The organism is Heyndrickxia vini, from assembly GCF_016772275.1.
Taxonomy (GTDB): Bacteria; Bacillota; Bacilli; order Bacillales; family Bacillaceae_C; genus Heyndrickxia; species Heyndrickxia vini.
In genome coordinates this window covers 706056-728791 of sequence record NZ_CP065425.1, presented here as the reverse complement: position 1 = coordinate 728791, position 22736 = coordinate 706056, and the positions used below count along the sequence as shown (strand labels likewise).

Below are 22736 nucleotides of genomic sequence, written 5' to 3'. Positions count from 1 at the left end.
CTTATTTGAAGTTCTTAATCACCGCAGCTGTAGCTTTAATCCCTTGAATATAGTCTTCAATGAAGATATTTTCATTCGGTGCATGGTAATTAGATTGGAGATTAGCCACACCGATTTGAACTGCAGGAATATCTGTATTTTTTAACATTTTATACATCGGACTAGATCCTGCTAGATTGCGCAAAATAACAGGTGGTTCTTCATACACTTCTTGAACACTTTCAAGGACGGTTTGGACAAAAGGATCCTTTGGATTAGTATTAAAAGGATGTAATCCATGACCTTGGATAATTTCAATATCAGAGTATCCGTGTTTATCTAAATGATTTCTTAGCAATTGGGCAATTTTCTCGGGTGATTGATTAGGAACTAAACGAAAATCTAATTTTACTTTTGCAATTGACGGCAAAACCGTTTTTGACCCTTCACCGATATAGCCTGATTCAATCCCACATATTGTACATGTCGGCTCAGCGGTCAACCTTTCCTTTAATATATCTCCTGATACATTTTTCAAAAAGCTGTCTATCCCGTATAAGTTCTTCGTAGCTACTTCATCATAAATCATCGACTCAATGAACTTTTTGTCTAGCTCACTTAATGGAAGGATATCGTCATAAAATCCTTCCATTAATATTTCTTCTTGTTCATTCTTCAATGTACTTAATGCCCAAATGAGCCTCCAAGCCGGGTTCTCAATAATCGCTGCTTCTGAAGAATGTAAATCCATATTGGCTCCCTTACAAATGAGCTCAACATAACAAATCCCTTTCACACCTAGTCCTACATGTGGGCGTTTGCTTTCAACTTCTCTTGAACCGCCTTCCCAAATGATTCCATCTGTTTGGAGTTTATCTGGATGTTCATTCGCAAAAAATTCCAAGTGCGGACTTCCTACCTCTTCCTCTCCTTCAAAGATAAATTTGAGATTGATAGGCAATTTTCCATATACTTGTTGATAAGCATGAATAGCACAAATTCGAGCAATCAAATTTCCTTTATTATCCGCAACCCCCCTTGCAAAAATTTTCCCTTCTCTAATGCTTGCTTCAAATGGATCACTCAGCCATTGATCAATCGGATCTTCAGGTTGAACATCATAATGATTATAGAATGTAAGTGTTCTATCATGATCCTTTCCTAATTCTCCATAAATAATCGGATACCCATCTGTTGTTAGTTCTTCAACTTCAACATCGATACTTTTTAGAAAAGTTTTTACAAGTTCTTTCATTTCGACCATTCCACGGTTTTGGGCGGAAACGCTTGGTTGATTACACGCTTCGATTAACCATTCAATATACATATCAGCATGGTCGTCAATATACTGAAATACTTTGTCCACTGCACTTCACCCCTTTAAATTTTGATTATTTTATATTATTTCTTGATAAGAACCGATAAAACATAATAAAAATATAAAAATATAATATTATAACTTTATATTTTATGAACATAAATTAGACCTTATAACACTAAAGTCTAATTTCAATAAAATACCTTGATTTTTCTTGTCTAATAATAAATCTTGAATATTCGATGATTTGCTGTTCCTCAGTATACGTAAACCTCTCTAATACAAATAGCTGCTCACCTTTAGGTATCTTTAATAGGTTTGCTTCGTACTCATCTGCAATTATGGTAGAGAAAAAGATTTTTGCTTTTCCTAAATTCATTCCATATTTATTTGTGAAAACATTATAGAAAAGATCGTCTTCTATCATCGTTTCCGTGAGACCTGGAAATAAGGAGTACGGAATGTAGGTATACTCAATCCCAACTGGGGTCTCTTCTTCGATCTTTAACCTGTGAATTTTATAAACTTTATCTTTCGCATTTATTCCAAGCATCTTCCCAATTTTCACACCGGCTTCTTCTTCCTGAAAGGATAATGACTTATGTGGGTGGTGTTTATCTTCCTCAGCTTCATTTCGGAGTGAAACGAGTTGATATATATCTTTATCCTCCTTCCTGCTTACAAATGTTCCTTTTCCTCTTTGACGATATAGAATTCCTTTGTTGACTAAATCATGTATGGCTCTTTTAACTGTGATAGTACTTACTTGAAAATGAGCTGAGAGTTCCTTTTCTGTAGGTAATTGATACCCAGGATCCCATTCTCCTAAAATAATTTTTTCTTCCAAGTAATCCTTTACTTGATGATATAAAGGTGTTGGTAAGTTTTTGTTTACTTTCATGTGATTCTCCTTAAATTGTTATAATATTATATCTTTTAATTCCACAATTTAAGTTTACCTTTATTTAACTTAAACGCCTAGAAGATTTTATATTTTTTAAAGTATAGCAATAATAAAATAGAAATTCAATAAATTTTTAGTTAATTTTAAATATTTAATATTTGTATTTTACGTTAACGGGGTAATGTGGTGTGGAATTAGTAATTGAAAAACAAAAAGGAGAAGTCGATTTAAACTTCTCCTTCATGCTCGCTACCATTGTGTGTTATCTTAATCTTAGGGAACTAAGAGAGTCACGTAAATTTCCCACAAGAAATAGTTTTTTGTTACTATAGTTGTTGCACATCATCTGGACCCCAATATGCATGCATTGTGGCAATTTTACCATTGGAATCAAAGGTCATAACATCAGTTACTTCGATACGGATAGAATGTTCCCCCATTTGAGAGTGAACCGCAAAAGTAATTGTTGCTGCGTTACTGTGTGAACCACGAGGTGGTGCCAACAGTTCGAGCGTACTTCCCGGCATACTTTCACGATAGAAAGATTCAATTTCTTGGCGTCCTACTTTAGCTGGTTTCCCAACAGGGTCCTCTACTTTCGCATCATCCGCAAATAAAGAGATAAGTCGATCTACATCTTTTGCGTTGAATGCGTCTACATATTCTTGTAATGATTTTTTCATAGCTGTGTTATCCACTGCTCATCCCTCCTTCTTTTTTCCAATAAACCTATCGATAGTGTATCCATTAATGGGCGGTATATCCACCATCAATAACAAGCTCTGAGCCTGTAACAAAAGAGGATTCATCGGAAGCTAGATATAGAACACCGTATGCAACATCCTCTGATTTACCCCAACGAGGAATAAGTGTCGCCGCTTTAAGTCCTGCACTCCATTCTTCATTGGCAAGAACATCTTTCGTCATTGGAGTTTCAATAACACCAGGATGTACAGAGTTTACACGAATATTTTCTTTTGAAAATTCAACGGCAGATGCTTTTGTAAAGATACGAACTGCCCCTTTTGATGCAGGATATGCGTTCGCTGCACCTGTACCTACTAACCCAGCCATTGATGAAATATTAATGATCGATCCGCCGCCTGCTTTACGCATTGCTGGAACGACTAATTTTGTCCCTAAAAATACACTTGTCATATTAATGTCCATCGCTTTGTGCCAATCATCAAGTGAGGTTTGTTCAAGAGGTGTTGATGGTGCAATACCTGCATTGTTTACAAGTACATCTATTTTCCCAAATGCTTCAACCGCTTTAGTGATGACATTCGCCCATTCTTCTTCATTAACAACATTATGTTTAATCGCAATGGCTTCACCACCCGCTGCTTCAATATCTGAAATAACGTTTTGTAATGCTTGCTCATTAATATCAGTTGCAACCACTTTTGCGCCTTCTTTAGCAAATAATTTTGCCTCTACAGCACCTTGACCTGATGCAGCACCCGTAATAATTGCCACTTTTCCATTTAAACGTCCCATCATCATTAACCTCCTAATTGCTAAAATATAAGATCTCATAAACATTCGACCGTGTTAGATAAACACAGTCTAATATTTAAACAACCAGTTGCTTAATCGACATCTGTCGTTAATAATTATAACAGTATTAAAAATAATAACAAACAACACAATATTCAAATTCGATGCTTTATCAACAGTTATTTATATTTTGTTGATAATTCAGTAAATATAATACAAGGAGAAGGAAAATGTCGAAAAAGAAACTTGATCCGCGAGTTTTAAGAACGCAGCAATTGTTAAGAGATGCACTTGTCGAATTAATTCATGAAAGAGGCTATGAAAAGATCAAAGTTCAAGATATTACAGAACGAGCCACATTAAATCGAGCCACCTTCTATCTTCATTACCGTGATAAACTCGATCTTTTAAGTCAAAGCTCAGAAGAAATCTTAAATGATTTGATTAAAAGAATAAACGATTCACTTGGAAATAGAGACGAAATTGACTTTCAAAGCGATCAACCACATGATACCTTTGTCCACATTTTTGAACAAATATCGTCGAATAGTAAATTATACAAAGTGTTTTTAACTGAAAAAAACATGCCTCATTTCACTTCAAGAATGATGGATGTATTCATCGAATTTATAACGAAAGGTATGGCCCAAATGCAACCGGACGATCATAAGCTTACAGTTCCAAGGGAAATCGCCATAAGGTACATAGCTTCAGCTTTTCTCGGTGTTGTCACATGGTGGCTCGAGAATGACATGCCCTACACACCAAAGCATATGGCGACACTTCTCATGCGTTTAGCCATAAAGGGGCCATATATTGATGATCCTTTTTTTCAATAAACCATTTAAGAGTCGATCGGGAGTTTAAGCTGTAAGATAGGCACACCTAGGATTTCCACTTTATGCTATGATAAAGAAAAAAGAATGAAACGTTATATGATTTCTCGTTTCATGAAAGAAGCTTAAGGTAAGGAGGATTTAGTAATGAAATTAATAGCGATTGATTTGGACGGAACACTTTTATCGGAAAATGGAGATATTAGTTCAGGAAATACAGAAGCCATTCATGATGTGCAAAGACAAGGGGATATCATTACGATTTGTTCCGGAAGATCGCTTCACGATACACAAGCCATCCTTCAGAATGCTGGAATTGACTGCCCTGTTATTACCGGTAATGGAGCGATTGCCTATCATGGCAAAGAGCTTATTCACAAACTAATTATACCTGAGGATGTTATACAGGAGCTTATTCCCCTGTTAGAATCCGAAGGTTTTTATTTTGAATTATATACGAATCAAGGGATTCACCTTCTTAAAAATGGGAAGGAACAGCTGGACGGGGAGATACGCTTTTTAACCGAAAAAGATGCGAGTTTCTTATCGGAATGGGCGGAGAAGGAAAGGGATATTCAATTCAATCAGCATGGATTACATTATATAAATGATTACAAAGATATCAATGTGGCAGAATTAGATGTTTATAAAATTTTTGTGTTGTCCTTTGATAGAGAAAAGCTGCTAAATCTTGAAAATCGTTTAAGTTCCCGTCAAGATATTTCGTTAACATCTTCAGGGAAGACGAAGCTTGAAATTGCACATGCTGAGGTTAGTAAGGGGAATGCTTTAACCTATATGGCGAATTTTTTAAATATCCCATTAAAAGAAACTGTTGCAATCGGAGATAATTTAAATGATCTTTCCATGTTTAAAGTTGCAGGAATCAGTGTGGCAATGGGAAATGCAGTAGAAGAAGCCAAAAGAAATAGTACATATACGACAAAGAATTTTAACGAGGATGGAGTAGCCTACGCGTTACGGAACTATGTAATAGAAGCTTAAAAAAAGGCAATGGATTCCATTGCCTTTTTCAATCGATTACAAATGAACTTTACTTTATTTTTTCAAAGCATGAGGATGCAGTTTGTTGAATGACTTGATTTAATGCTTCAATATTTGCTTTTCCATGTGTTTGCATCCATTCTTTCGCTTTGTCTGCACCATAATCTGTATACACTTTTACCCCATCCTTCCAGGTTGCACGGCCGCAAAGGACGCCATTAAAATTAGAGCCTGCTTCATGGGCAAAGCGCAGAGTTTCTTGGAACATTTCTGCACTTACCCCTGCACTTAGGAAGATAAATGGAATATCCGTTGATTCACTTTGCGCTTTAAAGTATCCCAACGCTTCTTCCTTTGTATACACCGCCTCAGTGCCATATCCTTCTACATAGTCCATATTCACAGGAACTTCCACTTTTAATACGTCGACATGGTATTGAGGCTTGGAGAATTCAACCATCATATCATTTACCTTATGTGGTTTCACTTTTGCATATGCTTTGCTTTTTACATCCTCAATCTTACTGTCATAGGATACGAGTTCTAAGAAGAACGGGATATCTTCTGCCACACACTCTGAACCAAGTCTTTCGACAAATGCATGTTTTTGATCATTAATTTCTGCAGGCTCGTCGATATCATAATAAAGCAAAAATTTTACAGCGTCTGCTCCTGCTTCTTTTATCCGACGGGCAGACCATATCGGTAAAAGATCCGGGAATCTGCCAGGTTTTGTCGCATCATATCCTGTTTTTTCATAGGCAATCAATAATCCTGCATTTGCATTCCTTTTACTAGCAGCTGGTAGTCCGTACTCCGGATCTAATAGAATGGAAGATGCATAAGGTGTTAAAATTTCAGATACAAGCATTTTAAATTCCTCAATCGCTTCTTGTGTTCCATTTTCGCCCATCATTTTTTTCAAAGCACCACGTTGGTCGATAGCAAGGGCACTAATAATGCCTTGTTCATTTGTTAAATTTAATAATGCTTTTCTCTTATTCTCGCTAATTGCTCTCATTGTTGGATCTCCCCTTAGTGAATATTTTTCAGAAACATTTGATAGATTTCCTTGGAACTAGTTGCTTCCTGTAATTGATCAATAAATTCTTGATGGATTAATAGTTTTGATACTTCCGATAAATAACGTAAGTGGTCATTCCCTTTTCCTTTAGGAATAAACATGGCAATTACGATATTTGTTGGTTTACCGTCAAGTGCTTTCCATTCAACACCTTGATTTAATTTCAAAATCACAATACTAGCCTTGCGAATACTATCCAGCTCTGTGTGAGGAATAGCGATTCCTTGCTCCATACCTGTCGTACTTAATTTTTCTCTTGCCATAAATCCTTCGATTACTTTCGATTCATCACTGCTTATATTCTTCTCTTTAGAAATTTCCGCCAACTTTTGAAATACTTCTTGCTGAGATGCCGCATCGACATGACAGTAAATATTGTTGATATCAAGGACGGAATCTAATTTTTTCGGTTCACTTGATGACTGCTTTTCTTGATTTTCTTGATTAGTTTGTTGCTCTTTCGCTACTGTTCGTTTTTGATCCCAGCTCATGAGGAATCCACTTATAATCGCACCGACTAAAATGGATAACACCCATAGAATTGCATGGGTAACAATTGGTAATACGATAAATCCTCCATGTGGTGCAGGCACTTGTACTTTAAATAAGTAGGTTAAAATCGCTGCAATCGATGATCCAAGCATAAGAATTGGAATTACCTTGATTGGCTTTTTCGCTGCAAATGGAATCGCACCTTCTGTAATATGTGTAGAACCAAGTAGGAAATTCACATATCCAGCACTGCGTTCACTTCCTGAGTATGCTTTTCCGCCAAATAGAACAGCAAACCCGGTAGCTATTGGTGGAACAATACACGCCGCTGATACACCCGCCATAAAGAAGTAATTCCCTTGAGCTAATAATGCTGTTCCAGTAACATATGCTGCTTTATTGACAGGTCCACCCATATCAAATGCGCTCATACAACCAACAATCAACCCTAATAGGATAGGACTTGAATTTTGAAAACCACCCAAAAATGACATCATACCTTTATTGATAGACTCCATAGGAGCAGAAAGGAACCACATAGCAAATCCTGCAATGAAAATTCCTAAGACAGGGAAAAGAAAAATTGCCTTTAATCCATCTAGCTGTTTAGGCAAGCCTTTGAGCAGGTGTGCCAACCCAAGCATGATATACCCGGCTAGGAATCCTCCGATAATCCCACCTAAAAATCCAGTACCATTCATGTAGGCAATCATTCCGACAATAAACCCGATAATTAATCCCGGCCTTTTCGCAATTGATTCCGCAATATAGGCACATAAAATGGGTACCATTAGATTCATAGAAACGCCGCCTATGGTTTTTAGATAATAGGCAAATTGATTGTATTCGGGACTATCCGGTTCTGCTGAATGAATACCAAACATAAAGGAGACTGCGACCATTACACCACCGGCAACAACGAGCGGTAGCATATGGGAGACACCATTCATCAGCGAAACGTAAAGACTATGCCAAAAAGATGTCTTTTGATTGCTTTGCCCCGACTGATGTTGGGTTTTTGCTTGACCGTCTTTATATTTAGGAACATTTCCAGATAAAATTTCATCGATTAATTGATCTGGTTCTTTAATACCTTTGCTAACAGAAACATTGATAACCGGTTTTCCGATAAAACGATCGGCACTTACATCTTTATCAGCGGCAATAATCACACCATCTGCTGCATCTATTTCTTGATCTGTTAAAGTATTCTTAATTCCTTCTTGACCATGTGTCTCAACTTTAATAGAGATGCCTCTTTTTTTCGCTGCCTCTTCTAGTGCTTCCTGGGCCATGTAGGTGTGGGCAATTCCAGTTGGACAACCTGTCGCAGCGATAATTCTGTATGTTTTCATTTATATAACCCCCTTTTTTAGTTGAATTTGCTTTCTTAATAAAGGAATGTCTTCCAAATTACTTAGCCCGGCTGTAAAAGCTGTAGATGATCCTGCTGCCGTTGCAAAGATTAATGCTTCTTCTAAATTTCCTGTTTGTATCATCTTTCCAACGAATACAGCGAGCATCGTGTCACCGGCACAAGCGGTATTCACCACTTTTCCTTTAGGAGCCGTTGTCCATAAAATATGTTGTTCATCAACGTACAAAGCTCCTTTTTCACCGCGGGAAACCAATATTCTCTCTGCACCTCTATCTAATAGCTGTTGTGCTGCCTTAACAAGTTCTTGTTCTGATTCTAGATTTGGAACACCTAGAAGATGGGCTAGCTCCTCATCATTTGGTTTTATTAAATATGGATGATAAGGTAGGCAGTCTATTAATTTCGCAGAACTAATATCTAGCACTAAAGAAAAGCCTTGCTCCTGAGATAATTTCGCGATGGTCATGAAAATGTCATCCTCTACTCCCTTCGGCAAGCTTCCGGAGACAAATAACATATCCTCGTTCGTGAAAGTTTTAATGTATTGAAGCAATGCCTCCTGTGCGTTTCGATTAATTTCCGGTCCTTTATTGACCGCTTTATATTCTAATTCGCCAGAACGGATAAATGTATTGATTCTGGTAATTCCATCCACTTTGATGAAATTCACATCAATTGAGTTTCTGACTAATTCTTCTTCTATATATTTGCCCGTGAATCCGCCTAAAAATCCTGTAGCAGTACTATCAATGTTTAGCTTTTTTAACATAAATGAAATATTAATAGCTTTACCATTCGCCTGATAGTCTTCAAAATTGCTGCGATTTACAACAAAGGGTGAAAATTGCTCAAACTCTGTAAATAAATCAATAGCCGGGTTCATCGTACATGTATAAATCATGTTGTTCCCCTTCTTTCTTCCTACCTTTTGTTTCACTTTATATTCTAATTGTGGCACAATAAGTTATGTAAATGTTTACAAAGTTAAACGTTTTCAATGTAAAACTTTTCTTTATGGAGATGGTAAATGTGTCAAAATCGTTTTTAAATAGAGTGAAAAATCAGTATAATACATTAAGCGAAACAGAGAGATATTTAATCGATTATATAAAGCAGCATATAGACACGATTCCGCAAATCTCCATTGTAAAATTGAGTGAACAGGCAAACGTTTCAACCGCTACCATAGTTCGGACGATGCAAAAATTAGGTTATAGTGGTTTCACCGCTTTTAAAATCCACTTAAAAGATGATTTTGACTCCAGCACTGAATTTTCGATTGTGGAAAAGATTGATAAAAAAATCCAAGAAGCGATTTTGAAAAATGAGCAGGAAGTCATCAAAACCATTCAGCTTCTGGATAGCGGGACAATTGAAGATGCACTCCAGAAAATCATTCATTCCAAAAAAATCATCATTTTTGCCCGTGGCTTCTCCGAACTAATTGCAAAAGAAATGATGGTTAAATTTCAATTGTTAGGAAAAAGCTGTGAGCTGCATGATGATCCAAATATCATAAGGACGATTAGTAAAAAAATCGATAATAAAAATATTGTTATTTTTGTATCTTTAAATGGAAAAACGAAGGAACTTGTCGAGGCTGCCCAAAACTGTCTAGAAACAGGTGTAAGCACCCTTCTCCTTACCGCGAATCAGAACAGTCCATTATATGATTTATGTGAAATTTCCTTAGTAGGCTTTAAGTCAGAGATATCCTATTTCCCTGAATATGAGGTGCGATCACGCTTGCCTATTCAAGTAATGGCTCGGATTATATTAGATGCCTATGCTATTCGGACGGAAGAGAAATTAAGTTAGAGGAATGTATGTATTTATAAAATGCAAAATCGGGAAAGGCGAAAAAATAGATCAGATCTACCGTATGACATAGATAAATTAAAGCAGATTTAAAAAATGTATTTAGTTTGAATACGTAAAGAGTCCCACCTAGTAATCTAGATGGGACTCTTTTTCGCTCAAATTATAATAAAACTTGCAAACAAACACTCCTATGAAAACGGGAATCTAAACCAAAAGGTCAGTTGGTTACAGTGGATTACGTCCAAAACTGCCTAATAATCTAGCTTTTTTCTTTTTGTGGATTATAGATTTCAGTTTGTGACGCATTGATTATTGTTTGTGCATCATACTTTTGGTTTTGTGACGCATACGCACCTTTTGAATCTACCTTTTTTCCTTTTGTGGATCATAGAATCTAGTTTGTGACGCATTGATTCTTGTTTGTGCATCATACTTTTGATTTTGTGACGCATACGCTGTTTTTGAATTTACCTTTTTTCTTTTTGTGGATCATAGAATCTAGTTTGTGACGCATCGTTTCTTATTTGTGCATCATATTTTTGGTTTTGTGACGCATACGCTGTTTTTGAATTTACCTTTTTTCCTTTTGTTTCATAGAATCTAGTTTGTGACGCATCGTTTCTTATTTGTGCATCATACTTTTGGTTTTGTGACGCATACGCACCTTTTGAATCTACCTTTTTTCCTTTTGTGGATCATAGAATCTAGTTTGTGACGCATTGATTCTTGTTTGTGCATCATACTTTTGATTTTGTGACGCATACGCTGTTTTTGAATTTACCTTTTTTCTTTTTCTGGTACACCTTCACAAGTTCGATTGCTAAAAGGCGGGGCGTGTAGTTTAAAAAGACTAAAAAAATAGACACGGTGTCCCGTGTCCATGTCCCTTTTTAAAACTTTATTGATAATACACTATTAAACTGATAAGAGAAACGGTTAATGAAATAACAGCTAAGTTTGTGAAAGTATAGGAAATCCATGCAGCTATGTTTGCTTTCCATTGATTGAGTTGTTCATCATTTTTTATTTGGTCATCGGCGCGTATTGCTGATCTTGTTTTCGGAATAACGAACTGACCCAAAACACGAAAACCATCGATAAATAAGGATAAAAAACCCGTTTTCCAGATGCTAATGGTGACAGTTATCACTAATGCAATAATCCCTAATAAAAACGTCAGATTAATCATATTCAATAGTGATAGGTCTTCCCAAATCTTAAAACCAATCAATAAACATAAAAATAGTGCACCTAACATGAAATGTTTTTTCATTCTATTCCCTACCTTGGGACAGTAGGGCGGGTCCGTTGCCCCACTGCCTTTTTTGTTTATTTAATATTTACCTTTCAATCAAAAGTCTACTCTTTTTTTGCCCATTTCAGGAATGGGTAACGGTTTACATAGTAAGCAATGTCTTTAAATTTTGATGATGTTAGGTATGTGTTTGTATAGAAGTATACTGGCATAAATGGTTGATCGGCCATTAATACTTCTTCTGCTTGATGCAATAACTCGAAGCGTTTGTTTTCATCTTGTTCAATTTTTGATTTTGCCATAATTTCATCAAATTGCTTATTTACCCAGCCTGTACGGTTATTAGGGCTGTCACCTAAATAGTAGTCGAGCATGATGACTGGATCTACGAAGCTTCCGATCCATCCCATACGTGCCATTTGGAAATTATGTTGTTTTGTTGTATCTAAATATGTTTTCCATTCTTGGTTGCTAACTTTAATATCTACTCCAAGATTTTTCTTAATCATTTCTTGTACAGCTTCTGCCATTTTCTTATTGTTTTCTGCTGTATTATAAAGGAGTGTAACTTGTGGAAGCTTATCCCAGCCTTCTTCCTTCATTCCTTCAGCTAATAATTTTTTCGCTTCATCGAAATTCTCTTCGAAATAGTTGCCGCCTTTTTCTCTGAAATCACCATCTGGTGACTTAACACCTGGAGGAACCATTCCATATGCAGGAATTTCGCCAGCTTTTGTTACGTTTTCTGCAAGTGCTTTTCGATCAATTGACATGGCAAATGCTTTACGAATTTTCACGTTATTAAACGGCGCTTTTTCTACATTAAACATGTACATATATGTTCCAAAGTAAGGAACTTCTTGATACTCTTTATTATTTTTCTCTGCAGTGACTGCATCTGTTGGTAAAGTCATAATGAAATCTAGCTCATTTGTTTTATACATTTGATAGTAAGTCGTTGCATCTGTAACAATTTTAAATGTTACCTTTTTCAAGTTCACGTCTTTTTTGCCATAATAGTTGTCATTTTTCTCTAATACAACCTCACTATTATGCTTCCAATCTGTCATTTTGAATGGGCCATTACTAACATAATTTTTTGCATCTGCTGACCAGTTTTTATTTCCTTCAACGATATCTTTTTTAACAGGATAGAATGTCCACATGGTTAATAATTTATCAAAGTAGCCAAGCGGTGCATTTAACTCTACTTGCAATGTTTTTTCATCTAATGCTTTAACGCCCACTTTATCGGCAGTGCCTTTTCCTTTGTTATAGTTTTCAGCGCCTTTAATATAGTACATATAGAAAGCAAATGCGCTTCCTGTATCAGGGTTTAACACATTTTTCCAAGCAAATTCAAAATCTTGTGCTGTGACAGGGCTGCCATCAGACCATTTCGCATCATCACGTAGTGTGAATGTATAGGTTTTCCCATCATCAGATACCTTTTGATCCTTTGCTGCTCCTAGAACTGGGTTCCCTTCTTTATCACGTGTATATAAACCTTCAAAAATATGATCCAATACCCAACCAGATGTTGTATCAGTAGCAATTGCCGGATCAATGGCAGGTGGCTCGGTTGTCATACCGAGTGTCATTTCCTGTTTCCCGTCTTTACTATCTCCTGATGCCTGTTTGTCTCCCCCACATCCAGCTAGAATACTAGATAGGGAAAGCATTGCAACTAACATGATAATCCACTTTTTCATTAACCTTCCTCCTCATTTCATTCGTTTTGATTCATTGGGCGGGAAATAGATACTACTTCGCGCGGGGGGCTTACTTATATAAATGACAGGCTGTCCAATGATCTTTTTGGACTTCCTTCCATTCCGGTGCTTGTGCGTGACAAATGTCCATTGCATGAGGGCATCTTGTACTAAAACGACATCCCTTAGGTGGACGAACTGGACTTGGTGGATCTCCCCCTAATACAATCCTCTCCCTTTTCACTGCTTTCGGGTTGGCTACCGGAATAGCGGATAGCAATGCTTGGGTATAAGGATGTAACGGATTCTTAAACAACTCATGGCTATCGCATAGTTCCATCATTTTTCCTAAATACATCACACCAATTCGATCACTTATATGTTTGACCATCCCTAAATCATGGGCAATAAATAAATAGGTTAGGCCTTCCTGCTGTTTTAAATCATCTAATAAGTTAATGACTTGTGCTTGAATCGATACATCTAGTGCGGAGATTGGCTCATCCGCAACAATAAATTTAGGCTGTACTGCAAGCGCTCTTGCAATTCCGATTCTTTGTCTTTGACCGCCACTAAATTCATGCGGATATCTTTTGGCGTGATCTGGGCTAAGTCCTACTTTTTCCAGTAGCTCATAGATGCGGTTCTGACGCTCGAGCCTTTGGCAAGCTTATAGGCATCAATTCCTTCTGCAATAATATCTCCTACTCTCATTCTTGGATTAAGAGAGGCATGGGGATCTTGGAAAATAATTTGCATTTCTTTATTCACTAGTTTCTTTTTCTTCGAATCTAGTATTCCAACATCTTGTTGATTGTAGAAAATATTCCCTTCACTTGGAGCCTGCAGACCAACAATCGTTTTTCCGAGTGTTGATTTACCACTTCCGCTTTCACCAACGAGCCCAAATGTTTCACCTTTACGAATATAGAAAGAGATATCGTCCACTGATTTTACTGTTTGATCTTTCTTAATTTGAAAGTATTTTTTTAAATTTTTCACCTCAAGAAGTGTCTCACTCATTTTGTTCCCTCCCTGCTGCTACTAAATCTTCAACCTTTGGAGACCTGGCATCATTCAACCAGCATTTTGCCGTATGTCCGTTCCCCATATCAAAATTTGGGGGCATATGATCGACACAAACTTCCATTGCATATTTGCATCTTGCCGCGAATGGACAACCCTTTGGTGGGTTGAATAAATCCGGAGGAGAACCCTCAATAGGAATAAGACGTTCTTTATCTTCTGAATCGAAATTAGGAATCGATTCTAGCAACCCCCATGTATAAGGGTGCTTAGGTGATTCGAATATATCCTCTACTGTAGCTGTTTCCACGATAACGCCTGCATACATGACAGCTACCCTTTGGGCCGTTTCTGCTACGACCCCTAAATCATGTGTAATTAATATAATGGATGTATCCGTTTTTTCCTTTAGTTCTTTCATTAAATTCAACACCTGTGCCTGAATGGTTACGTCCAAAGCGGTTGTCGGTTCATCGGCAATAAGAAGCTCAGGGTTACAAGCAAGAGCAATGGCAATCATCGCCCTTTGCCTCATTCCTCCGCTGAATTCATGCGGGTATTGATGATATCTTTCTTCAGGGTTTGGAATTCCAACAATCTTAATCATCTCAATAGCGGTTCTTTTTGCTTCAGCTTTAGTCACTGTTTGATGGTTTAAAATCGCTTCCTCGATTTGCTTTCCTACCTTCATCGTTGGATTTAAAGAGGTCATTGGATCCTGAAAGACCATACTAAGTTTGGAACCTTTCATTTTTCGCATCCCATTTTTAGAAAGCTTTAGCAAATCTTTTCCTTGAAAAAGAATTTTTCCCCCTTTTATTTTTCCAGGGGGTGTTGGTATTAAATCCATAATCGCTTGAACTGTTACGCTTTTTCCACTTCCACTTTCTCCAACAATGGCCATGATTTCGCCTTTATTCACGTGGAAGGAAACATCACGGACCGCTTTTACCTCACCGCCATATGTTTTAAAATTCACTTCTAAATTCGAAACCTCTAATAAACGCTCCATGTTTTCACCTCCTAGTCACCGCTTCTTGGATCTAAGGCATCCTGAACTCCATCTCCAAATGCATTAAAAGCAAACATTGTTAATGAAATGAGAAAGCCCGGGAAAAATAATCTCCACCATTGACCACTTAAAATAACACCTAATGCATCATTAGCCATCGTCCCCCAGCTCGCATGTGGAGCTTGTACACCTAAGCCAAGAAAGCTTAAAAAGGATTCAGCGAAAATCGCTTGAGGAATGGTAAATGTTAAATTGACGATAATAATCCCAAGTGTATTTGGAATTAAATGCTTTAAAATAATTTTTGGATGGGATGTACCTAATTTTTCAGCAGCTAAAACATACTCCTGTGTTTTTAACTGCAATACTTGTCCGCGTATGATCCGTGCCATACCAATCCAACCTGTAACAGTTAATGCAATAATAATGGTTGGTACTCCCGGCTCCATGATCACCATTAATAGAATAACAACGAGTAAATAAGGTATACCGTATAAAACTTCCACAATTCTCATGAGCGTGCTGTCTATTCGGTCTCCTTTTTTTCCACGTCCTGCCATATAACCGGAAACCCCGCCAATAACGACGCCGAGCAATAAATCAATCAATGCTGCGACAAGTCCAATCGTCAATGACACCCTGGCGCCATACCATGTTCGTGCCCACATATCTCTTCCAAGATCATCTGTTCCAAACCAGTGCTCACTTGACGGAGCTAAATTGGCTTTCGTCAGACTTTGATCAGAAGGACTATATGACACCATTGATGGGCCAAAAATGGCAAAAAAGACAATGATGACAAGTAGAGTGAATCCTAGGACGGCCAGCTTATTTTTTACGATTTTTAAAAGAGTGTCCTTCCAAGCACTTAAAGACGGACGTTGGATGGAATCCGCTACTAATCTTTTTGGATCGGCTGGCCGAAATAGGGATTGATCGATTTTTTTATCTAACATGTTAATCCCCCTTACTTGTCAGCTTAATTCTTGGATCTATAAGCCGGTATGAAATATCGATTAAAAACAATGTCACAACGAGAATGACACTAAAGAAGACGGTCGTTCCCATAATGACTGGATAGTCACGATTGAAGATACTATCTACGAAATAACGCCCTATGCCCGGAATAGCAAAGATTTTTTCGATTACAAATGTTCCGGTAATTAAAGAAACAAATAATGGACCTATGAAGGTAACTACCGGTAAAATCGCATTTCGTATTCCATGTTTGAAAACTAGTTTCGTCGTCGTTAAGCCTTTTGCATCTGCAGTCTTAATATAATTTTGATTCATTACATCAATCATGCTGGAACGCATAAAGCGGGCAACGACAGCTAAAGGTGTAGTCGCAAGGGCAATGGAAGGTAAAATTGTATGCTGCCATGTACCCCATGATGCAACCGGCAATATCCCCCATTTAACAGCGAAAAACTTAATTAAAAGCGGTGCTAATATAAAGCTAGGTATAGATATTCCTATGATGGCGATTACCATCGCCGTATAGTCTAAAAATCGATTATGATTTAAAGCGGCAATGATCCCTAGTAAAAGACCAAAAATTAAGGCAATGACAATGGATTGAAGCCCCAGTGTGGCGGAAGCGGGAAAACCTGATGCAATAATATCATTGACCGTTCTTGTCTTTGATTGGATGGATGGTCCCAAGTCCAACGTCACTAAACTTTTTAAATAAAGTACATATTGGACCGGAATTGGTTTATCTAAGTTGTAGTTGGCTCGTATATTTTCTAATACCTCTTGAGGTAAGACATCTGCATCCGATGCAAATGGATCGCCTGGGATGAGTTTCATAATAACGAATGTTAACGTTGCAATGACCCATATCGTCAAAATCATCGTAAAAAATCGTTTTAATATATACAACCCGCATACACCTCCATTCATTATTTAGGCTTGATCTTTTAAATTCCACGGTGGCATAGTTTAACGATAAAATGCTCTTTTTTACTGTAACGACCCTTTAACCTTTAACCCTTAACCCAACTATCGCTTAAAAGCTGAGTCGTACTAAAGTCCTTAGGTATAATTTACCTCTACTTATGCATTTACATTTCCTAGAACACCATTGGTAGCTGTAATGGCAATAATGACACAACCCCACATATGCTTATACGCAGTGATGATATCGTCGCAAGTAAATTGAATTCTTTTCGGACTAATCTGCTTCACCGTTGGAAGTGTGGTGGTCATCTTCGCTTGCTGTGGTCCCTTAAATTCAATTTCAAATGTAACAGGGCCATCTAAAGCGAGTGGTTGAAACGAACTTATTTTCTTCATTGCGCTTTCCGCTTTTTCGCGAATCTCCTTGTGAGTGACATCCGGATGAATGAGTTCTGCAGCAAATCGGTCAACGGCTCTTTTCACTACAACAGCTTCCACATCTGGAAGAGTTTCCTTTACTTCTTTGACATAAGCATCGTCACCGCTGATAAAGACCGCAGGAACGCCAAAGCCACCTGCAACAAATGCATTCATCTCGGTTTCACCAACCACTTTGCCACCTATTTTCATTTCGTTTACACATATACCTGCTAATGTGTGGCTGATTATCGCATCTGAACCGCCTTCTCTCCCATGATGACCGACAAACATAATCGCATCAAACGTATTGTCCAATCCCTCTAGCTGGCACATCACACGATTGCTTCCAGACACTAATCTGGCTCTAGAATCTAAGTCCTCAATTAGGATATTTGACATATTTCCATGGCCATCCGCGACAACTACCTCGGTAGCTCCTCCGTTAAATGCTCCTTCAATCGCTGCATTTACTTCAGATGTCATCAATTTTCTAAACCGCTGGTATTCAGCATTGGTTTTTAACTGCTGATTCGTTGCAACCCCAGATATCCCTTCAATATCGGCCGAAATAAATACTTTCATGAATGTCTCCCCCTTTTTGAGGAACAAAGGCGACAAGTCCCTTGTCCCTTTTAAAAATAATCGAACGAATTTTTATATACTTGTAGCTGTACAATCGTATTAAAGTGGGTAATTTCTTGAATTTGATTTAATTTGTTGATCGTCTCGGTGATTTCTTCTTGATTTGGTGCAGTTGTTTGCACAAGTAGTGGATATTCCCCAGATGTTAATGTGATATAGCGGACACCTTTTATTTTTTTCAGTAATTCAATCACTTTCGAAATGGAATGAGGGCCAACTTTTATTTGAATAATAGCACCAGATTTCAGACCAAGTGTAATCGGATTCACTACACCAACAACTTCTAATATTTTGTTTTCTACTAAACTTTTATAACGAAGCCTAATTGTTTTTTCCGTTACATTTAGTCGTCCAGCAATCTCTTTAAATGCCATTCGACCGTCCATAGATAATGCTTTAATTATTCCACGATCTAAATCATCAATCTCGTAATCCATAGATTACCTCCTTTTTGCATTTAGTACTATAAAACGGAATATTATTATGAAATATTCCATTTTCCAATACTAATTTCACTTTTTACTATCAAAAAAGAGAATATAAATGGTATTATATATTTATATTTTTCAGAAATCAATAACTTTTATAAAAATTCAGTAGGTTCCTACAACGCGTTTTTTCGCAAATGCAAAAGTTTATATCGAGAACGGGAAAATAATCGAAGAAAAGTGTATGTAGAACTGCTAGCAAAAATTATATACTTTTATTTTTATAAAAAGATGGGTGTCCCATTAATGTTGGGCACCCATCTTCACTTATCACGTTTAGTTTTCTATAGTTGTTGACTCCATTAAATGCTTTGTAAAAAATTCAATCGTATTCTTATGCATGGTCAAATGATTTTCTAATCTTTCTGTCTGGTGCCCCTCATCTTCAAAAATAATTAAGTCAACCTCTTGGTCATGAGCCTTCATCTTCTCCACCATTTGTTCGGATTCTCTTACTGGAACACGGGTATCATTTCGCCCGTGAAAAACGAAGAGCGGCACCTTTATTTTGTGTGAATGATTCAACGGAGCTATTACATCAAAAAATTCACGATCCCGATCTAAAGATCCATACTCACATTCCCTTAAACGACGTCTCCATTCGCCTGTATTTTCCAACATCGTTTCCAAATGGGAAATACCAACGATATCAACACCTGCCGCCCATAAATCGGGATAATGGGTGAGAGCAGCCAACACCATAAATCCTCCATAGCTTCGCCCCATAATTCCAATATTTCCTGGATCAACCCCATGTGTATCAATTAAATCCTTCACTAACCATTCAAGGTCGCGCACAGAGTCCATTCGTTTCCGGGCATCATCCAGTTTAAGATAGCTTCTGCCATAGCCATTACTTCCTCGTACATTTGGAGCAGCAACAGCAAAACCTTGATGGACTAAAAATTGAATAACGGGGTTATAATCCGCTTTTGACTGTCCTTCTGGCCCACCATGTACATAGATGACAGCTGGCTTATTTTTGTCATGACCTTGGCTATAGTAAAAATAAGGTACTTCCAATTGATCAAAAGATTGATAGGTACAGATTTTCGGAGCTTGCCCACTTCGACTAATCATCTCCGATTGACTAATAGTAGTTAATCGCTTAAGTTTCTTAGAAGAAAGGGAATATTTCCATATGTCTCCTGGAATGGTTGGAGTTTTTAGCGAAAAAATGAATTCATCAGTATTCAACCAAGAAATCGACTCAATGACACCATCCGGAATACCTTTTATATATTCTTTTTCATTCGAGTCAGGAAGGTAAAGCCATAGCCTTGAAATACCTCCTTCATTCAGTGTTAATGCCAAGTAATCCTCGTTGGGAGATTTCTTCAATTCTCCTATATCCCATTTTTCCCAATGGAGAAGCTTTTCTAGTTTCTCTGGATGTTCAAAAGTAAACCGGGCTAGATACAATGTTTCTTCTCCGAGATCGGTTAGAACATACCCGCCCTCTTTACTTTTCATCATCACGGGTGATTGATAACGAGCTGGATGATGGTCTTCTCCGATTCTCGTTTTCTCCTTCGTATGTATATTTAATCGATAGATAGCACTATCAATATTCGATTCGGGGATATCAATTATTAGATGATCTTGATCAAGCCAGCTTAACGGGGTACAATTTCCATCATATTGAGTAACTTCTCTTATCTCTTTCGTGGCAACCTCTACAATAAACACATCAAAGTAACCCGGTTGACGGCGATTACTAGAATACGAGAAATATTGTCCATCAGGAGACCATCCACCTAAATAATGAAAATGCTCGAGGGATTCGACCAATGTTTCCAATTTGTCATGCTTTTGATCATACAAATACATTTGCTGTTTCTCATTTCCTTTATCATCTATACCAATTACCGTCATTTCACCATTCGGCGAATGATGAATACTCATCGGACGGTCTTTCGTTTCTATATATTGGACTGGATGTTGTTTCTCATCTAAAGTCCAGATTTGAGGCATCCCTGTTATTTTAGAAACAAATGTGAATGTCTCTTTTTTTGGAATGACTTGTGATTTATATGCCGCATTCACCTGTAAATATTCGAGTAATTCCTCTTGATTGATCATTTTTCCCTCTCCCATCTAGTTGAATTTAAAACTATACTAAAGTTTGATGATGATTAATTTTTTTTGCTTGAATCGCTACCGGTGCATTTTAAGATAAAGCATTATGAAAACAAGGATAACAAAACTGAATATATTAATAAATAAATATATTCCAAAAAATTTTATTTAATTTTACTAGTATTCTTTTTCCGGGGGATACAAAAAGGACTGGGAGTGATAGTTAAGACCCCAATCCTTTATAAAAAAAACGACTTCAATTAGCGAATATTTATTTGTTGATTTTCTATCTAATAAGAACATCAGTCCAGATTCGGATTTTTCGCATCATCTTTCGGTTCCACTTATTTTTTTCGAAAACCGACGTAATGGCATGGTAATTCTCCAAGAGCGAGAGCTTTCCATATTTCTGATTTTCATGTTTTTCTTCTCTATGTCATTTTTAAGTTTTAAAATAAACACGTCTTTCTCTTCTATTTCCTTTTTAAAATCGACATAAGGAGTCGATTCGTCCGTTATTCCACCATCTTGATTCTTTAGTTTATTTCGAAGGCTTGAAATGGTCTTATCTCTATCTTTAATTTTTTTATTGAAGTTTTCTTTTATCTTTTCCGATTTAGATAACATGATTTCAAAGCCTTTTTCTAGCCTGTCTCTCATTTCATCTGAAGAACAGGACGTGATTGGGCCGATTGGTTGTTTTAATTGAATGGATTCAAGCTTTATTTCAAGTGGCTGTTTCACACCCTCCGTATTTCTATCATAAATATGGTCAATCCCATTTTTCGCTAAGAAGCTAATAAAATTTTCATAGTTTTTTTGATGACTCTTTTCGACAGACCGAAAATCAACCTTCTTAATTAACTCTTCCAGACGTGTGTTCCCGTTTATTTTTTCCGGTGAGACCCGTGGAAAATTATGATATTCCGATAGTTCCCTCATTCTGGCATCAATTGGTATTGTAATACTAGGGGTTCCGGCAAGCGTTGGCGCAACATTCCCATGCAATCTTGTCCCAATACTCAAATCAACCGTTTTCATATGTTCAATCCACGTTGGCGCATTTAAAAAGTATTTAACCTTTCCATTTTTGTATACATGACTATAAAGACTATTTGGATAGTTAGCCAACTTACTATTAATGGATGCGCCGATTAAAGGGGCACCCGCATAAGTTAATAACAGTTCATCTATATCCTGTGGAACGAAATGCAAATGATTAAATGTATGGGAAAGGCCATCTAAAAATTCTAGCACCTTCTGATCTGCGGCAGGTGTCATATTGACACTAATAGAAGAGGATTCACTCAAGTGAAGGCCACGAATGTTGATATTATTTCCAAATGTATACATTGATGGACACCCTATAACCTGATGATCCCTTCCTTCTTTAAAACCTAAATACGATAGATAATCGGATGTAATTTGACCTCTTAACCCTAATATACTTGATTTGTCTAATACTGCCTTAACAAATCGTTTGACGTCATCATCATAAGGACGTTTTTCACTAATGTTCGGCTCATAGGGGAACTGCATTCCTAATCCGATGACATAAACAGGAATCGTCAGTCGTTCAATTAATGCTGTATATCTCTGTAATGTTGGAATAAAGCTTTTTCTTATGGCATTTGCCAATGGAAAAACATAAGCATCATACGTTTCATTGATTCGTTCTGCATCATTTGGATTTTGCCCGTAATAGTCAGAGAATAGTTCCACATCGTCTGTTGTCATGTTTCGGAAAATACTATACGCATAAATTAAGTTCCCGACATTGTTTCCAATTGCATTTCTTTTAATTATTTCATCTGCACTAAAAGTATCCAATGGAGACATGCCCGATCTAATTAATATTTTTTTCAAAGTAACATTCTCCTGTC

19 protein-coding genes and 1 pseudogene are annotated in these 22736 nt (G+C 37.2%); 3 read left to right on the top strand and 17 right to left on the bottom strand.

Going from position 1 to position 22736, the window contains the following annotated elements; all coding sequences use genetic code 11:
- Position 1 precedes the first annotated feature (1 nt).
- From I5776_RS03745 to I5776_RS03730, 4 genes are all read right to left on the bottom strand, one after another.
- Entirely contained in the window at positions 2 to 1345 is a 1344-nt protein-coding gene (locus tag I5776_RS03745) for a M20 family metallopeptidase (protein WP_202779029.1), read from the bottom strand.
- Positions 1346 to 1475: 130 nt separating this feature from the next.
- The gene (locus I5776_RS03740; protein ID WP_202779028.1) at positions 1476 to 2198 is read right to left on the bottom strand and encodes a GntR family transcriptional regulator; all 723 of its coding nucleotides are present in this window, start codon (positions 2196 to 2198) and stop codon (positions 1476 to 1478) included.
- A 329-nt stretch (positions 2199 to 2527) separates the two neighbouring features.
- Positions 2528 to 2899 (bottom strand): nuclear transport factor 2 family protein, encoded by a 372-nt coding sequence (locus I5776_RS03735; RefSeq protein ID WP_246483909.1) that lies wholly within the window; start codon positions 2897 to 2899, stop codon positions 2528 to 2530.
- 49 nt (positions 2900 to 2948) lie between these two features.
- A complete protein-coding gene (locus I5776_RS03730; protein WP_202779027.1) occupies positions 2949 to 3701 on the bottom strand; it encodes an SDR family NAD(P)-dependent oxidoreductase in 753 nt (250 codons plus the stop codon).
- Between the two features lie 230 nt (positions 3702 to 3931).
- Here I5776_RS03730 and I5776_RS03725 point away from each other — a divergent pair, with 230 nt between their 5' ends.
- Positions 3932 to 4540: a TetR/AcrR family transcriptional regulator gene (locus I5776_RS03725; RefSeq protein ID WP_202779026.1), complete on the top strand. Its 609-nt coding sequence runs from the start codon at positions 3932 to 3934 to the stop codon at positions 4538 to 4540.
- A gap of 144 nt (positions 4541 to 4684) precedes the next feature.
- Complete coding sequence (locus I5776_RS03720) at positions 4685 to 5542, top strand: Cof-type HAD-IIB family hydrolase (RefSeq protein WP_202779025.1); 858 nt, start codon at positions 4685 to 4687, stop codon at positions 5540 to 5542.
- Between the two features lie 49 nt (positions 5543 to 5591).
- Here I5776_RS03720 and lacD read toward each other — a convergent pair whose 3' ends face one another.
- From lacD to pfkB, 3 genes are read right to left on the bottom strand one after another with little or no spacing between them, the layout of a single operon-like run.
- Entirely contained in the window at positions 5592 to 6563 is a 972-nt protein-coding gene (gene lacD / locus I5776_RS03715; protein ID WP_202779024.1) for a tagatose-bisphosphate aldolase, read from the bottom strand.
- Positions 6564 to 6577: 14 nt separating this feature from the next.
- A complete protein-coding gene (locus I5776_RS03710; protein ID WP_202779023.1) occupies positions 6578 to 8473 on the bottom strand; it encodes a fructose-specific PTS transporter subunit EIIC in 1896 nt (631 codons plus the stop codon).
- Positions 8474 to 9454, bottom strand: a complete 981-nt coding sequence (gene pfkB / locus I5776_RS03705; RefSeq protein WP_246483908.1) for a 1-phosphofructokinase — start codon at positions 9452 to 9454, stop codon at positions 8474 to 8476.
- Positions 9455 to 9525: 71 nt separating this feature from the next.
- Between pfkB and I5776_RS03700 the strand changes: the two genes are divergently transcribed.
- Positions 9526 to 10314, top strand: a complete 789-nt coding sequence (locus I5776_RS03700; protein WP_246483907.1) for a MurR/RpiR family transcriptional regulator — start codon at positions 9526 to 9528, stop codon at positions 10312 to 10314.
- Between the two features lie 901 nt (positions 10315 to 11215).
- On the opposite strand, the gene I5776_RS03695 is transcribed toward I5776_RS03700, so the two are convergent.
- From I5776_RS03695 to I5776_RS03650, 10 genes and pseudogenes are all read right to left on the bottom strand, one after another.
- Positions 11216 to 11590, bottom strand: a complete 375-nt coding sequence (locus I5776_RS03695) for a DUF3899 domain-containing protein (protein WP_202779022.1) — start codon at positions 11588 to 11590, stop codon at positions 11216 to 11218.
- 86 nt (positions 11591 to 11676) lie between these two features.
- Positions 11677 to 13284: a peptide ABC transporter substrate-binding protein gene (locus I5776_RS03690; RefSeq protein WP_066231635.1), complete on the bottom strand. Its 1608-nt coding sequence runs from the start codon at positions 13282 to 13284 to the stop codon at positions 11677 to 11679.
- 70 nt (positions 13285 to 13354) lie between these two features.
- A pseudogene (locus I5776_RS03685) lies at positions 13355 to 14307 on the bottom strand (ABC transporter ATP-binding protein).
- Entirely contained in the window at positions 14300 to 15322 is a 1023-nt protein-coding gene (locus tag I5776_RS03680) for an ABC transporter ATP-binding protein (protein WP_066231637.1), read from the bottom strand. Before I5776_RS03680 ends, I5776_RS03685 begins: the two are co-directional and overlap by 8 nt.
- An 11-nt stretch (positions 15323 to 15333) precedes the next feature.
- Positions 15334 to 16278: an ABC transporter permease gene (locus tag I5776_RS03675; RefSeq protein WP_202779021.1), complete on the bottom strand. Its 945-nt coding sequence runs from the start codon at positions 16276 to 16278 to the stop codon at positions 15334 to 15336.
- 1 nt (position 16279) lies between these two features.
- Positions 16280 to 17206: an ABC transporter permease gene (locus I5776_RS03670; RefSeq protein WP_107920667.1), complete on the bottom strand. Its 927-nt coding sequence runs from the start codon at positions 17204 to 17206 to the stop codon at positions 16280 to 16282.
- 174 nt (positions 17207 to 17380) lie between these two features.
- Positions 17381 to 18226, bottom strand: coding sequence for a M55 family metallopeptidase (locus tag I5776_RS03665; RefSeq protein ID WP_202779020.1), 846 nt, complete (start codon positions 18224 to 18226; stop codon positions 17381 to 17383).
- 50 nt (positions 18227 to 18276) lie between these two features.
- Positions 18277 to 18723: an Lrp/AsnC family transcriptional regulator gene (locus tag I5776_RS03660; RefSeq protein WP_066231654.1), complete on the bottom strand. Its 447-nt coding sequence runs from the start codon at positions 18721 to 18723 to the stop codon at positions 18277 to 18279.
- Positions 18724 to 19050: 327 nt separating this feature from the next.
- The gene (locus I5776_RS03655; protein ID WP_246483906.1) at positions 19051 to 20856 is read right to left on the bottom strand and encodes a S9 family peptidase; all 1806 of its coding nucleotides are present in this window, start codon (positions 20854 to 20856) and stop codon (positions 19051 to 19053) included.
- Positions 20857 to 21180: 324 nt separating this feature from the next.
- Positions 21181 to 22719 carry a polysaccharide pyruvyl transferase family protein gene (locus I5776_RS03650; RefSeq protein WP_202779018.1) on the bottom strand — a complete coding sequence of 513 codons (1539 nt, stop codon included), beginning with the start codon at positions 22717 to 22719 and terminating at the stop codon, positions 21181 to 21183.
- Positions 22720 to 22736: the final 17 nt, after the last annotated feature.